Source organism: Micromonospora sp. ANENR4 (assembly GCF_015354395.1).
Taxonomy (GTDB): Bacteria; Actinomycetota; Actinomycetes; order Mycobacteriales; family Micromonosporaceae; genus Micromonospora; species Micromonospora aurantiaca.
Genome location: NZ_JADKYQ010000024.1, coordinates 48,028 through 60,478, shown reverse-complemented (window position 1 = coordinate 60,478; position 12,451 = coordinate 48,028). Strand labels below are relative to the sequence as shown.

Genomic DNA, 12,451 nt, shown 5'->3' with positions numbered 1-12,451 from the left:
CGCGGCGGACGCGGCCAGCCGGAGTGGGTAGGGGGCGTCGGGTCAGCCGGGCCGGCTGCTGGGGCCGGTGGCCGCGTTGCGGGTTCCGGGGGGCGGGTAGGGGCTCTCCGCGAGCAGCCGGGCCAGGTGGGCGCTGTTGAGCGCCAGCGCGGCGGTGGTGCGGCCGGTCGTGTCGGGCTTGGGGCGGGCGTCGATGTAGTCGGTCTTGTGCAGCGCCTCCCCGACCCAGTAGGTGGCCCCGGCGGCCGGGCAGGTGAACCCCACCTCGTTGAGGGCCTGCTGCACCTCGGCGATGGTGTGGTGCGCGCCGTCCTCGTTGCCGACCACTGCCACCCCGCCGACCTTGCCGTAGGTGCGCAGGCGGCCCTGGTCGTCGGTCTCGGACAGCTCGGCGTCCAACCGTTCGAGGACCATCTTGGTCACCGACGAGGGCTGACCGAGCCAGATCGGCGTGGCGATGATCAGGATCTGGGCGGCGAGCAGCTTGGCGCGGATGGCGGGCCAGCCGTCGCCGTCGCCCTCGTCGACGGAGACCCCGAAGCGCACGTCGTGGTCGACCACCCGGACGATCTCGCCGTCGACGCCCTGCTCGGCCAGCGCGTCGAGCACCTCCTGGCCGAGCACCTGTGAACTGGACGTCGCCGGGGAGTGCTTCAGGGTGCAGTTGAGAACGAGTGCTCGAACAGCGGTCATGACCGGGTCCTCTCCGCGTACGGGATGCGCGGCTTGATACCCGCCACCGCGCCCACGATGCGTCAGCCGGTACGGCGGCGGTGCGCGCGGCTGTCGTCCACCGGGCGGCCGGGGTCGACGTGCCGGGGCCGATCGGGCTCGTCGGGACGCAGCGGCACGAGGTCCTCGGTGATCGCGTCGATGATCCGGTCGGTGGCCTGCCGGGCCGCGCCGGGGGAGCCCGGCCGCAGGTCGTCCAGCGGCACCGGGGCGCCGAAGTGCACCCGGATGGCCGGTCGGCGCACGATCGCCCGGGCCACCGCACGCAGCATCCCCTTGGGCGCCCGGTAGGGCAGCACCTCGTGCGAGCCCCATTGGGCCACCGGTACGACGGCGGCGCCGCTGGCGAACGCGAGGCGGGCCGCGCCGGTCTTGCCCCGCTCGGGCCACATGCCCGGGTCGAGCCCGATGCGTCCCTCCGGGTAGACGAGCACCACCGACCCGCCGGCCACGGCCTGGGCGGCGACCTCCAGCGAGCGGTGCACCGCGGCGGTGCCCCGGTCGACGCGGATGTGCCCGGCGTGGCGCATCAGCGAGCCGATCAGCGGGGCGCGGAACAGCCCGCCGGTGGCCATGATCCGGGGTGCGACGCGCCGGACCTGGCAGGCGGCGGCGAGCACCACGGGGTCGAACGGGCTGATGTGGTTGGCGGCCAGGACCAGCGGGCCGTGGCGCAGCGCGTCGGGCACGTCGCCGGTGACCTCCAGCCGGCCGACCAGCCCGACGACGGCGCGGGCGAGCGTCTGCGCGCCCCGCCACAGCAGCGGCGCACGCCAGGGGGTGCTGTTCATCAGTGCTGGATGGTCGCACGTGCGGGCACGGGCCGGGGAGCCGGTGGGGGTCCTCCGGCAGGGGTGATCCCGGGACCGCAGGTCCTCCGGCAGGGGTGATCCCGGGACCGCAGGTCCTCCGGCAAGGGTGATCAGGGTCATTGGTCCCGGGCCGGGTGGGGCCCTGCGGCCCTGCTGCTTTCGCTACGACGCCGAGTAGTATCTACTACGTCTCGTAGTATGCACAGCTGGGGGTTTTCTGGTGGACGCGTTGGACGTCGCCCGCTGGCAGTTCGGTGTCACCACCGTCTACCACTTCTTGTTCGTGCCGTTGACCATCGGCCTGTCCGTGCTGGTGGCGATCCTCCAGACCATGTGGCACCGCACCGGCAACGAGCGGTACCTCAAACTCACCAAGTTCTACGGCAAGCTCTTTCTGATCAACTTCGCGATGGGTGTGGTCACCGGCATCGTGCAGGAGTTCCAGTTCGGCATGAACTGGAGCGACTACTCCCGCTTCGTCGGTGACATCTTCGGGGCGCCGCTGGCCATCGAGGCCCTGGTGGCGTTCTTCCTGGAGTCCACGTTCATCGGCCTGTGGATCTTCGGCTGGGACCGGCTGCCCAAGCGCCTGCACCTGGCCTCGATCTGGGCCGCCGCGATCGGCACCAACCTGTCGGCGTACTTCATCCTCGCCGCGAACTCGTTCATGCAGAACCCGGTCGGCTTCCGGATCAACCCGGAGAGCGGCCGCGCCGAGCTGACCGATTTCGTCGCCGTGCTCACCAACAAGGTCGCCCTGGTGACCTTCCCGCACACCCTGGCCGGCGCGTTCCTGGTCGCCGGGTCGCTGATGGTGACCGTGGGCCTGTGGCACGTGATGCGCAACCGCGACAGCGCCGACACCGGCGCGTACCGCTTCGCCACCAAGCTCGGCTCCTGGACGGTCCTGGTCTCCTCGGCGCTGGTGATCCTCACCGGCGACATCCAGGGCAAGATCATGACCGAGGTGCAGCCGATGAAGATGGCGGCCGCGGAGGGCCTCTACACCACCGAGAGCCCCGCCTCGTTCTCCGTGCTCACCGTCGGCAGCCTGGACGGCAGCCGCGAGCTGTTCGCCGTCAAGATCCCGTACCTGCTGTCGTTCCTCGGCACCGGCGACCCCAACGGCACCGTGCAGGGCATCAACGACCTGCAGGCCCAGTACGCCAGCCAGTACGGCCCCGGCAACTACGCCCCGATCATCCCGGTCACCTACTGGAGCTTCCGGTTCATGATCGCCTTCGGGCTGGCCGCCGCCGCGATCGCGCTGCTGGTGCTGTGGAGCCAGCGCAAGGGCCGCACCCCCACCAGCAAGTGGCTGCTGCGCGCCGGCCTGGTCATGCCCGTGCTGCCACTGCTGGCCAACTCCTTCGGCTGGATCTTCACCGAGATGGGCCGTCAGCCGTGGATCGTCTTCGGCGAGATGCTCACCCGTGACGGTGTGTCCCGCAGCGTCTCCCTGACCGAGGTGCTCACCTCGTTCACCGCGTTCACCCTCATCTACGCCGTCCTCGCGGTGGTCGAGTTCAAACTGCTGGTCCGCTACGCCCGCGCCGGCGTACCGGACGTCACCCCGCAGACCGACGACGACGACACCGACGACGCCGAGCGCCCGCTGGCGTTCGCCTACTGACACCCCGGAGCCCAACCGTGGAACTGACGACCGTCTGGTTTCTCCTCGTAGCGGTGCTCTTCACCGGCTACTTCATCCTCGAAGGCTTCGACTTCGGCGTCGGGATGCTGCTGCCGGTGCTCGGCCGCGACGACAGGCAGCGCCGCGTCCTGATCAACACCATCGGCCCGGTCTGGGACGGCAACGAGGTGTGGCTGATCACCGCCGGCGGCGCCATGTTCGCCGCCTTCCCCGAGTGGTACGCCACCCTGTTCTCCGGGTTCTACCTGCCGCTGCTGCTGATCCTGCTGGCCCTGATCGCCCGCGGTGTCGCCTTCGAGTACCGCCACAAGCGGCCCGAGGCGTCCTGGAAGCGCCGCTGGGACCAGGCCATCTTCTGGGGCTCCGCGATCCCGGCGGTGCTGTGGGGCGTGGCGTTCGCGAACATCTTCCGCGGCGTGCCGCTGGACGCCGACCACGAGTACGTCGGCGGCCTGCTCGACCTGCTCAACCCGTACGCGCTGCTCGGCGGCCTGACCACGCTGGGGCTGTTCCTCACCCACGGCGCGGTGTTCCTGGCGCTCAAGACCACCGGTGACATCCGGGAGCGCGCCGGCGCCCTCGCCGTCAAGCTCGGTGTCGGCACCGCCGTGGCCGCCGTGGCGTTCCTGAGCTGGTCGCTGAGCATCCGCTCCAGCGCCGCCGCCGTCGTGCTAGCCGTCGGTGCCGCCCTCGCCCTGCTCGGCGGTCTGGCCGCGGCCAAGGTACGCCGGGAGGGCTGGGCGTTCACCGGTACGGCGGTGGCCATCGCCCTGGCCGTGGCGACGCTGTTCGCCGCGCTGTTCCCGAACGTCATGCCGTCCACCCTCGACGCGGCCGGCACGCTGACCGCCACCAACGCCGCGTCCACCCCGTACACCTTGAAGATCATGACCTGGGTCGCAGTGGTGTTCACGCCGATCGTGCTGGCGTACCAGGGTTGGACGTACTGGGTGTTCCGCCGCCGGATCGGGGTACAGAACATTCCGCAACACTGATCGACCTGTGGGCGCAGGGGCGCGGGGCCGGTGCGAGGGGGTCGCACCGGCCCCGCGGGGCGTTCCGGGGTCAGCGCGCCTCGCGCAGTTCCGCCAGCCGCGCCTCGATCTCGGCCAGCTCGGCGCGCAGCTTCTCCGCCTGCTGTTCGGCCTCGGCCCGCTCGGCGGCCAGGATCTGCTCCACCGCCTCCTGCACCCCCGGCACGTCGACAAGCGCCACCATCCGCAGCGCCTCGGCCGGCTTCACCACGTACGGCCGGGCCAGCGCCTTCGTGCCCTGCTGCGCGGCCACCGTCCACTCGCCCTCGGCGTACGCGAGGGTGACGGTCAGCCCCGGCGGCGTCTTCGGCTTCGCGGCCTTCACCGCCCGCTTCGCCGGCTTCGGCTCCGCCGCCGGCTGCTCGGCCTTCGGCTCCTCCCGCCGCGGCGCCGGCACCCGCGGCGTGTCCAGCACGAACTCCGGCTCCGGCGGGGCCGCCGGTGGCTGCTCCGGTTCCGGCTTCGCCTCGGCGGCCGGACGCCGCCCGGCGCCCTTGGGGGCGATCGCCACGTCGGCGGGGGAGAAGGGCAGCTCGTCGCGGCCGAACCGCACCACCACGAACTCCTCCGACGCCGCCGGGTCGGTCAGCTCCACCACCTGCCCGAGCTGCCCGGCCATCTGCCCGGCCGCCTCGGTGAACACCACCCGGGGCTTGCGGCCCGCCGCAAGGGCCTCCCGGATTCCCTGAACCTCGTCAGTGGACAAACCCTGACCCGCCATCACGCCCTCTTCCGTACACCTGTTTGACGCAGCCTTGATACCAGCCGGCTGCGACACCGCGATGATCAGCCCCCGAGGGCCCGCAACGCCGCGTCGGCGTGCTCGTTCATGTTCAGCTCGTTGTGCACCACGGCGAGGACCCGCCGGTCGGTGCCGATCACGAACGTCATCCGCCGGGTGCTCAGCGCGCCCAGCGGCAACCGCCGCCGCACCCCGAACGCCCGCGCCACCGTCCCGTCGGCGTCGGACAGCAGCGGATAGTCGAACCCGTGCCGGCGGGCGAACTCGGCCTGCCGCTGCACCGGATCCCGGCTGATCCCCACCCGAGACGCGCCCACCGCCGCGAACTCCGCCGCCAGGTCCCGGAAGTGGCAGCTCTGCGCCGTGCAGCCCCGCGTCATCGCCGCCGGATAGAAGAACAGCACCACCGGACCGGCGGCCAGGAACTCCGACAGCCGCCGTGGCGTACCCGTCTCGTCCGGCAGCGTGAAATCCTCGACCAGGTCACCGACACCAACCGCGTCACTCATGACGCGAGGATATGTAGACATCGGCGATCCCGCTCCGTCGTACCGGGCGAGCGGCGGGGAGGCACCGCCGCACGACGCGAAGGACCGACAGTGAAGTACGTGATCATGATCCACTCCAACCCGGAGCCGTGGGGCCACCCCACCTCCGAATACCTCGCCGCCCACCAGGAGCTTCCCGCCGAGGTACGCGACCGGCTCAACGCCGACTTCGAGCAGGTGATGACCGAGCTGCACGCCAACGGGGAACTGGTCGTCGGCGAGGCGCTCGCCGACCCCCGCACCGCCCGGCTCTACCGGTGGCGCGACGGCGCACCGCTGGCCACCGACGGCCCGTACTCCGAGGCCAAGGAACACCTCGCCGGTTTCTTCCTCATCGACGTCGAGGACCAGGCCCGCGCCGAGGCCGTCGCCGCGAAGTTCGCCGGCCCGGGCGAGACCGTCGAGCTGCGGCCCCTGATGTGGCCGGGCGGCTCCGATCAGTGACGCCACGCCCCTCGCGGACGTGTGGCGCCGGGAGGCGCCGCACGTCCGCGCCGCGCTGCTGCGCCGCTACGGGCACCCCGACGCCTGCGAGGACGCCCTCCAGGACGCGGCGGAAGCCGCAGCCGCGCGGTGGCCGCTCACCGGCGTCCCCGACGAACCCCGCGCCTGGCTCATCCAGGTCGCCTCGCGGCGGCTGATCGACCGGATGCGCGCCGAGGCGGCCCGAACCCGCCGCGAGCAGCTCGACGCGGGCCGGCAACCCGGCGCCGGCGTGGTACCGCCCGTCGACGACGACACGCCCGTGACCGGCGCCGACGACACGTTGCGGCTGCTGTTCCTGTGCTGCCACCCGGCGCTGAGCCGCCCCTCCCAGGTCGCGCTGACCCTGCGCGCCGTGGCGGGACTGCGGGTGGAGCAGATCGCCGCGGCCTACCTGGTTCCGGCCCGGACCATGACGCAGCGGCTGAGCCGCGCCCGCGCGACACTGCGCGAGGCCGGCGCCCGGTTCACCATGCCGCCACCGGACGCGCTGCCCGACCGGGTGGCCGCCGTGCTGGACGTGTGTCACCTGGTGTTCAGCGAGGGCTACACCCGCACCTCCGGCGACCAGCTCCTGGACGTCGAACTCGCCGAGGAGGCGATCCGGCTCACCCGGCAGGTCCACGCCGCCCTGCCCGGCCACCACGAGGTCACCGGCGCGCTGGCGCTGATGCTGCTCACCCACGCCCGGTCGGCGGCCCGTACCGACGCCGCCGGTGACCTCGTACCGCTGGCCGACCAGGACCGCTCCCGCTGGCGCGGCGACCTCATCGACGAGGGCGTCACGCTGCTCGGCCGGGCCCTGCCCCACGGCCCGGTGGGCCGCTACCAGCTCCAGGCGGCCATCGCCGCCGTGCACGCCGAGGCGCCGGCCTTCGGCGACACCGACTGGCTGCAGATCAGCGTCCTCTACGACATGCTGAGCCGGGTCGCCCCCAGCCCGTTCGTCACGCTCAACCAGGCCGTCGCGGTGGCCATGGCGCACGGCCCCGCCGTCGGGCTGGCCCTGCTCGACCCGCTGCTGGCCGACCCGGCGATGCGCGGCCACCACCGGCTGCACGCCGTGCGCGCGCACCTGCTGGAACTCCGCGGCGACCCGCAGGCCGCCGCCGAGCACTACCGGCTGGCCGCCCGGCTCACCGGCAGCCTGCCCGAACAGCGCTACCTCAACCGGCGGCTGGCGCGCCTGATCAGCGGCTCCTGATCGCGGTCACCGCCACACCCCGGCCACCTCGGCGGCCACCGCGTCGGCCTGCGCGAACCCGGCCCGCGCCGACGCCGCCCGCCGCGCCGGGTCCAGCACGTTACGGCCGATCGCCGTCCGCGCCGCCCGGTCCGGCGACACCACCGCCACCCGCGCCCCCGCCTCCCGCAACGCCGCCACCTGCGCCGCCAGCCGAGGCATCGGCCCCACCGCCGCGCGCGTCGGCGCCAGCACCACCACCCGATCGCACCCGGCCGCCAGATCCGCGTTCACCGGCGAGCGGACCCCACCGTCGACGTAGCGCCGGCCGCCGACAGTCACCGGCGGCCACACCCCCGGCACCGCGCAACTCGCGCCGACGGCGTCCACCAGCGGCACCCCGCCGTCCGCGTCGAACACCACGAACTCGCCGGAGGCCGCGTCCACGGCGGTGACCAGCAACCGCGCCGCCGGCCACTGCGGTGACGGCAACCGGGCCGCGATCACCGCCCGCCGCGACTGCTCCGACGGGGTACGCGCCGACAACGCCATCGCGCCGATACGCGCCCGGGCCCGCGCCGCGTCCCGGCCCCGCCCACCGGCCCACGCCCAGCGCAACAGCACGCCCGTCCCGAGCCGCGCCGGCACCTCCTCGCGGGGCGGCCGCAGCTGCGCCTCGTACAACTCCGCCAGAGGCGTACCCGAACGCACCTGCGCCCCGACCACCGACCCGGCCGACGTGCCCACCACCAGGTCCGCCTCGTCCAGCCGCAGGCCGTGCCCGGCGAGCCCGGCCAGCAGACCCAGCTCCCAGGCCACCCCGGTCACCCCGCCGCCACCCAGCACCAACGCGCGCCCCATGTGACAGTCCTCTCCACCCCGGATGGTCCCGCCCACGGTAACGTCGCCCCCACCGCACGACAGGGGAGAAGGGCATTGACCTCCGTCACCATCGTCACCGGGGGAGGACGCGGCATCGGCGCGGCCACCGCCCGCCGGCTCGCCACCGAGGGCCACGACCTGGTCATCGGCTACCGCACCGACCACACCGCCGCCGAATCCGTGGCCGCCGACGTGCGCGCCACCGGCCGCCGCGCGGTCACCGTCGCCGCCGACACATGCGACCCCGACCAGGTACGCCGCATCTTCGACGCCGCCGACCGGCTCGGCCCGCTCACCGGCCTGGTCAACAACGCCGGCGTCACCAGCCCGATCGGCCCGTTCACCGACCTGCGCGTCGAGGACCTGCGCGAGGTCGTCGACGTCAACCTCATCGGGTACGTGCTGTGCGCCCAGCAGGCGGCCCGGCGGCTCACCCGCGGCGGCGCCATCGTCAACGTCTCCTCCGTCGCCGCCACGCTCGGCTCGCCCGGCGAGTACATCCACTACGCCGCAGTCAAGGCCGCCACCGACACCCTCACCGTCGGGCTCGCCAAGGAACTCGCGCCGCACGGCATCCGCGTCAACGCCGTCGCCCCCGGGATCATCCGCACCACGATCCACGCCCGCTCCGGCGTGCCCGACCGCCCGGACAGCGCCGCCGGGCGGATCCCGATGGGCCGCGCCGGCGAACCCGGGGAGGTCGCCGGCGCGATCGCGCACCTGCTCGGCCCGGACGCCTCGTACACCACGGGCGCGGTCCTGCGCGTCGGCGGCGGTCTCTGACCCGGCGGCGGCCCGGGGGTTTCCCGCCCCCAGGCCGCCGCGTCGCGTCTCCTACCGGGTGAACAGCTTCGCCGCCGTGATCAGCGTCTGCACCACCCCGTAGCCCAGCAGCACCGACACCACCAGCCACGACACCACCAGGCGGACCTGCTGCCCGCCTCCGCTGCGCTCGTTCACGATCCGCTCCTCTCCGTGGTCCCCTGCACCGTCTCGTCCCGCCCCGACGCGGGCTCGTGGTAGCGCTGCGGCACCGGCCGCACCAGCAGGTTCGCCACCAGACCCACCGCCAGCACCCCGACCATCGTGAACAGCGCCGGCCGCTACGCCGCCGCCGTCAGCGTGCCCGGCTCGCCCTGCGCGTCGAGGAACGCGTTGACGATCAGCGGCCCGGCCACGCCCGCCGCCGACCACGCGGTCAGCAGCCGGCCGTGGATCGCGCCGACCTCGAACGTGCCGAACATGTCCCGCAGGTACGCCGGAATGGTCGCGAACCCGCCACCGTAGAACGACAGGATCACGGCTGCCAGCAGCACGAACAACGCCGTCGAGGTCTGCCCCACCAGCGCCAGCAGCAGGTACAGCACCATGCCCACACCCAGGTACACCACGTAGATCGGCTTGCGGCCGATCAGATCCGACGTGGACGACCACACGAACCGGCCCGCCATGTTGAACAGCGACAGCACTCCCACGAACCCGCCGGCCGCCGCCACCGACACCGCCGAGGTCCCGTTGTCGCGGAAGAAGTCCTGGATCATCGGGCTGGCCTGCTCCAGGATGCCGATACCCGCCGTCACGTTGCAGAACAGCACCACCCACAGCAGCCAGAACGACCGCGTCCTCACCGCGTTGGCCGCCGACACGTTGGCGGTCGTCACCAGCGGCTTCTCCGCCACCGTCGCCGGGTCGAAACCGGCCGGCCGCCAGCCCGGCGCCGGGACCCGCACGTTGAACACCCCGAACATCATGATCACGAAGTAGCCGACGCCGAGCGTGACGAACAGCCACACCAGTGCCGAACCCGACGCCGTGGAACCGCTGTTCGACGGGTCGTAACCCGAGTCGAAGAACGACAGCAGCTGCCGGGACAGGGGAGAGGCCACCATCGCCCCACCACCGAATCCCATGATCGCGAGCCCGGTCGCCAGACCCGGCCGGTCCGGAAACCACTTGATCAACGTGGAGACGGGGGAGATGTACCCGATTCCCAGACCGATCCCGCCCAGCACCCCGTACCCCAGATACAGCAGCCACAGCTGCCCGGTCGCGATGCCCAGCGCCCCGACCAGGAACCCCGCCGCCCAGAAACACGCCGAGACGAACATCGCCTTACGCGGCCCGTTCGCCTCCACCCACGTACCGGCCACCGCGGCCGACAACCCCAGCATCACGATCGCGATGCTGAAGATCACCCCGATCGCCGTCTGACTCGTGTCGAAATGCGCAATCAGGGAGTTCTTGTACACGCTCGTCGCGTACACCTGCCCGATGCACAGATGGATCGCCAGCGCCGCCGGAGGTATCAGCCAGCGGCTGTACCCCGGCGGCGCGACGGTGTGCCGACGATCGAGTGCGGAAAGCATCAACGCTTCCTCCGTCCAGAAGGCGAGAACACCGGAGTTCATGCCCCCACCGCACGCTGCGCCCAAACCCGCCCCGCGCCCGGCGGTCGAAACCCTGAGCCGAACGGTCACCGCCGTCCCGGCCCGTCATCACCCCACCACCAGCGGTCACGCCCGTCCGGAGATGCGACGATGACCAGGTGAAGATCCTGTCCATCCAGTCGTCGGTCGCCTACGGCCACGTCGGCAACTCCGCCGCCGTGTTCCCACTGCAACGCCTCCGACACGAGGTCTGGCCGGTCCTGACCGTGCACTTCTCCAACCACACCGGCTACGGCGCCTGGCGCGGCCCCCTGCTCGCCCCCACCGACGTCGCCGACGTCATCGCCGGTATCGCCGACCGCGGCGTACTGGGCACCGCCGACGCCGTCCTCTCCGGCTACCAGGGCGACCCCGCCGTCGGCGCCGTCATCCTCGACGCCGTCGCCCAGGTCAAGGCCGCCAACCCGGCCGCCCTCTACTGCTGCGACCCGGTCATGGGCGACGTCGGCCGCGGCATGTTCGTCCGCCCCGGCATCCCCGAATACCTCCGCGACACCGTCGTCCCGCGCGCCGACATCGTCACCCCCAACCAGTTCGAGCTGGAGTTCCTCGCCGGCCGCACCACAGACACCATCGACGACCTGCTCGCCGCCGTCGACGCCGTCCGCGCCACCGGCCCCCGGCACGTCCTGGTCACCAGCGTCCTGCACGGCGACCTGCCCGCCGGCCACCTGGAAGTCGTCGCCGTCTCCGACGACGGCGCCTGGGCCGTCACCACCCCGCTGCTGCCGATCGCACCCAACGGCGGCGGCGACGTCACCGCCGCCCTCTACCTCGCCCACCTCGCCACCACCGGCTCACCACAGACCGCCCTGGAACGCACCACCAACTCGATCTACGCCGTACTCGAGGCCACACTCGAAGCCGGCACCCGCGAACTGCAGATCGTCGCCACCCAGGACGCCATCGCCGACCCACCCACCCGCTTCACCGCTCGCCGGCTGCGCTGACCGACAGCGCGGGTGCACCCGCCGCCCGGGTGCACCCCGGCGGCGACTCGCCGCTCGAACAGGTGGACGACCCCACCGCCCACCAGGCAGGATGCGGACGTGCCACCGCACCCGGCAACCGACGACCCCGCGTTCGCCCAGCGCCTGCGCGACCTCACCCGGCTACGCCGCGTCCGCGACCGCATCGACCGCGAATACGCCAAACCCCTCGACGTCGAAGCCCTCGCCCGCGGCGAACACATGTCCGCCGGCCACCTCAGCCGCCAGTTCCGCCAGACCTACGGCGAATCCCCGTACGCATACCTCATGACCCGCCGCATCGAACGCGCCATGGCCCTGCTGCGCCGCGGCGACCTCAGCGTCACCGACGTCTGCTTCGCCGTCGGCTGCCAGTCCCTGGGCACCTTCAGCACCCGCTTCACCGAACTCGTCGGCGAACCACCCAGCGCCTACCGCGCCCGCCACGCCCCCGACACCGCCGAACCACCACCCTGCCTCACCAAACAAGCCACCCGACCGATCAGGAATCGAGAAGCCCGCACCGGCCGACCACCACTAGCGTGACCACCATGACGATCACCATTCACTACGCATTCCTGCCCCACACCGACGCCGACACCGCCATCGCCTTCTACCGCGACACCCTCGGCTTCGAACTCCGCAACGACGTCGGCCAGGGCGACACCATGCGCTGGCTCACCGTCGGCCCACCCAACCAGCCCGAGACCGGCATCGTCCTGCACCCACCGGCCGTCGACCCCGGCATCAGCGACGACGAACGCCGCACCATCCTCGAACTCATCGCCAAGGGCAGCTACGGCGCACTCACCCTCGCCACCGACGACCTCGACGGCCTGTTCGACCGCCTCCAGGCAAGCGGCGCCGACGTCGTCCAGGAACCCACCGAACAGCCCTACGGCGTCCGCGACTGCGCCTTCCGCGACCCCACCGGCAACCTCATCCGCATCAACGAGCAGCGCTGAC

Annotated in this window: 14 protein-coding genes and 1 pseudogene; 8 read left to right on the top strand and 7 right to left on the bottom strand. The window is 72.4% G+C overall.

Annotated elements, in window-relative coordinates; genetic code table 11:
- Window positions 1–42 precede the first annotated feature (42 nt).
- Together IRY44_RS29310 and IRY44_RS29305 are read right to left on the bottom strand one after the other, a co-directional pair.
- The gene (locus tag IRY44_RS29310) at window positions 43–693 is read right to left on the bottom strand and encodes a flavodoxin family protein (protein ID WP_194803386.1); all 651 of its coding nucleotides are present in this window, start codon (window positions 691–693) and stop codon (window positions 43–45) included.
- Window positions 694–755: 62 nt separating this feature from the next.
- Window positions 756–1,523, bottom strand: coding sequence for a 1-acyl-sn-glycerol-3-phosphate acyltransferase (locus IRY44_RS29305; protein ID WP_194803385.1), 768 nt, complete (start codon window positions 1,521–1,523; stop codon window positions 756–758).
- A gap of 241 nt (window positions 1,524–1,764) precedes the next feature.
- Here IRY44_RS29305 and IRY44_RS29300 point away from each other — a divergent pair, with 241 nt between their 5' ends.
- Complete coding sequence (locus tag IRY44_RS29300) at window positions 1,765–3,177, top strand: cytochrome ubiquinol oxidase subunit I (protein WP_194803384.1); 1,413 nt, start codon at window positions 1,765–1,767, stop codon at window positions 3,175–3,177.
- 17 nt (window positions 3,178–3,194) lie between these two features.
- Window positions 3,195–4,193, top strand: a complete 999-nt coding sequence (gene cydB, locus IRY44_RS29295) for a cytochrome d ubiquinol oxidase subunit II (protein WP_013286337.1) — start codon at window positions 3,195–3,197, stop codon at window positions 4,191–4,193.
- Window positions 4,194–4,263: 70 nt separating this feature from the next.
- Here the strand turns inward: cydB and IRY44_RS29290 are convergent, their stop codons facing one another.
- Both IRY44_RS29290 and IRY44_RS29285 read right to left on the bottom strand, forming a co-directional pair.
- A complete protein-coding gene (locus tag IRY44_RS29290; protein WP_194803383.1) occupies window positions 4,264–4,953 on the bottom strand; it encodes a hypothetical protein in 690 nt (229 codons plus the stop codon).
- Window positions 4,954–5,018: 65 nt separating this feature from the next.
- Window positions 5,019–5,483, bottom strand: a complete 465-nt coding sequence (locus IRY44_RS29285; protein ID WP_194803382.1) for a peroxiredoxin — start codon at window positions 5,481–5,483, stop codon at window positions 5,019–5,021.
- 90 nt (window positions 5,484–5,573) lie between these two features.
- Between IRY44_RS29285 and IRY44_RS29280 the strand changes: the two genes are divergently transcribed.
- Together IRY44_RS29280 and IRY44_RS29275 are read left to right on the top strand one after the other, a co-directional pair.
- Window positions 5,574–5,966 (top strand): YciI family protein, encoded by a 393-nt coding sequence (locus IRY44_RS29280; RefSeq protein WP_194803381.1) that lies wholly within the window; start codon window positions 5,574–5,576, stop codon window positions 5,964–5,966.
- Between the two features lie 19 nt (window positions 5,967–5,985).
- The gene (locus tag IRY44_RS29275; protein WP_194803380.1) at window positions 5,986–7,209 is read left to right on the top strand and encodes a DUF6596 domain-containing protein; all 1,224 of its coding nucleotides are present in this window, start codon (window positions 5,986–5,988) and stop codon (window positions 7,207–7,209) included.
- A 6-nt stretch (window positions 7,210–7,215) separates the two neighbouring features.
- On the opposite strand, the gene IRY44_RS29270 is transcribed toward IRY44_RS29275, so the two are convergent.
- Window positions 7,216–8,049 carry a patatin-like phospholipase family protein gene (locus tag IRY44_RS29270; protein WP_194803379.1) on the bottom strand — a complete coding sequence of 278 codons (834 nt, stop codon included), beginning with the start codon at window positions 8,047–8,049 and terminating at the stop codon, window positions 7,216–7,218.
- Between the two features lie 75 nt (window positions 8,050–8,124).
- On the opposite strand from IRY44_RS29270, the gene IRY44_RS29265 reads away from it, so the two are divergent.
- A complete protein-coding gene (locus IRY44_RS29265) occupies window positions 8,125–8,853 on the top strand; it encodes an SDR family NAD(P)-dependent oxidoreductase (RefSeq protein ID WP_194803378.1) in 729 nt (242 codons plus the stop codon).
- Window positions 8,854–8,904: 51 nt separating this feature from the next.
- On the opposite strand, the gene IRY44_RS31125 is transcribed toward IRY44_RS29265, so the two are convergent.
- A complete protein-coding gene (locus IRY44_RS31125; protein ID WP_255533244.1) occupies window positions 8,905–9,030 on the bottom strand; it encodes a hypothetical protein in 126 nt (41 codons plus the stop codon).
- Window positions 9,027–10,436: pseudogene (locus tag IRY44_RS29260) on the bottom strand (OFA family MFS transporter). Before IRY44_RS29260 ends, IRY44_RS31125 begins: the two are co-directional and overlap by 4 nt.
- 179 nt (window positions 10,437–10,615) lie before the next feature.
- Here IRY44_RS29260 and pdxY point away from each other — a divergent pair.
- The 3 genes from pdxY to IRY44_RS29245 all read left to right on the top strand — a co-directional run bounded on the left by pdxY (window position 10,616) and on the right by IRY44_RS29245 (window position 12,450).
- A complete protein-coding gene (gene pdxY, locus IRY44_RS29255; RefSeq protein WP_194803377.1) occupies window positions 10,616–11,467 on the top strand; it encodes a pyridoxal kinase PdxY in 852 nt (283 codons plus the stop codon).
- Between the two features lie 99 nt (window positions 11,468–11,566).
- Entirely contained in the window at window positions 11,567–12,031 is a 465-nt protein-coding gene (locus tag IRY44_RS29250) for a helix-turn-helix transcriptional regulator (protein ID WP_013286348.1), read from the top strand.
- A 5-nt stretch (window positions 12,032–12,036) separates the two neighbouring features.
- The gene (locus IRY44_RS29245; protein WP_194803376.1) at window positions 12,037–12,450 is read left to right on the top strand and encodes a VOC family protein; all 414 of its coding nucleotides are present in this window, start codon (window positions 12,037–12,039) and stop codon (window positions 12,448–12,450) included.
- Window position 12,451 lies beyond the last annotated feature (1 nt).

Excerpts from the sequence above, each read along its gene's own strand:
- IRY44_RS29310 (WP_194803386.1), bottom strand. The coding sequence starts at position 693 with ATGACCGCTGTTCGAGCACTCGTTCTCAACTGCACCCTGAAGCACTCC.
- IRY44_RS29305 (WP_194803385.1), bottom strand. The coding sequence starts at position 1,523 with ATGAACAGCACCCCCTGGCGTGCGCCGCTGCTGTGGCGGGGCGCGCAG.
- IRY44_RS29290 (WP_194803383.1), bottom strand. The coding sequence starts at position 4,953 with ATGGCGGGTCAGGGTTTGTCCACTGACGAGGTTCAGGGAATCCGGGAG.
- IRY44_RS29285 (WP_194803382.1), bottom strand. The coding sequence starts at position 5,483 with ATGAGTGACGCGGTTGGTGTCGGTGACCTGGTCGAGGATTTCACGCTG.
- IRY44_RS29270 (WP_194803379.1), bottom strand. The coding sequence starts at position 8,049 with ATGGGGCGCGCGTTGGTGCTGGGTGGCGGCGGGGTGACCGGGGTGGCC.
- IRY44_RS29245 (WP_194803376.1), top strand. The coding sequence starts at position 12,037 with ATGACGATCACCATTCACTACGCATTCCTGCCCCACACCGACGCCGAC.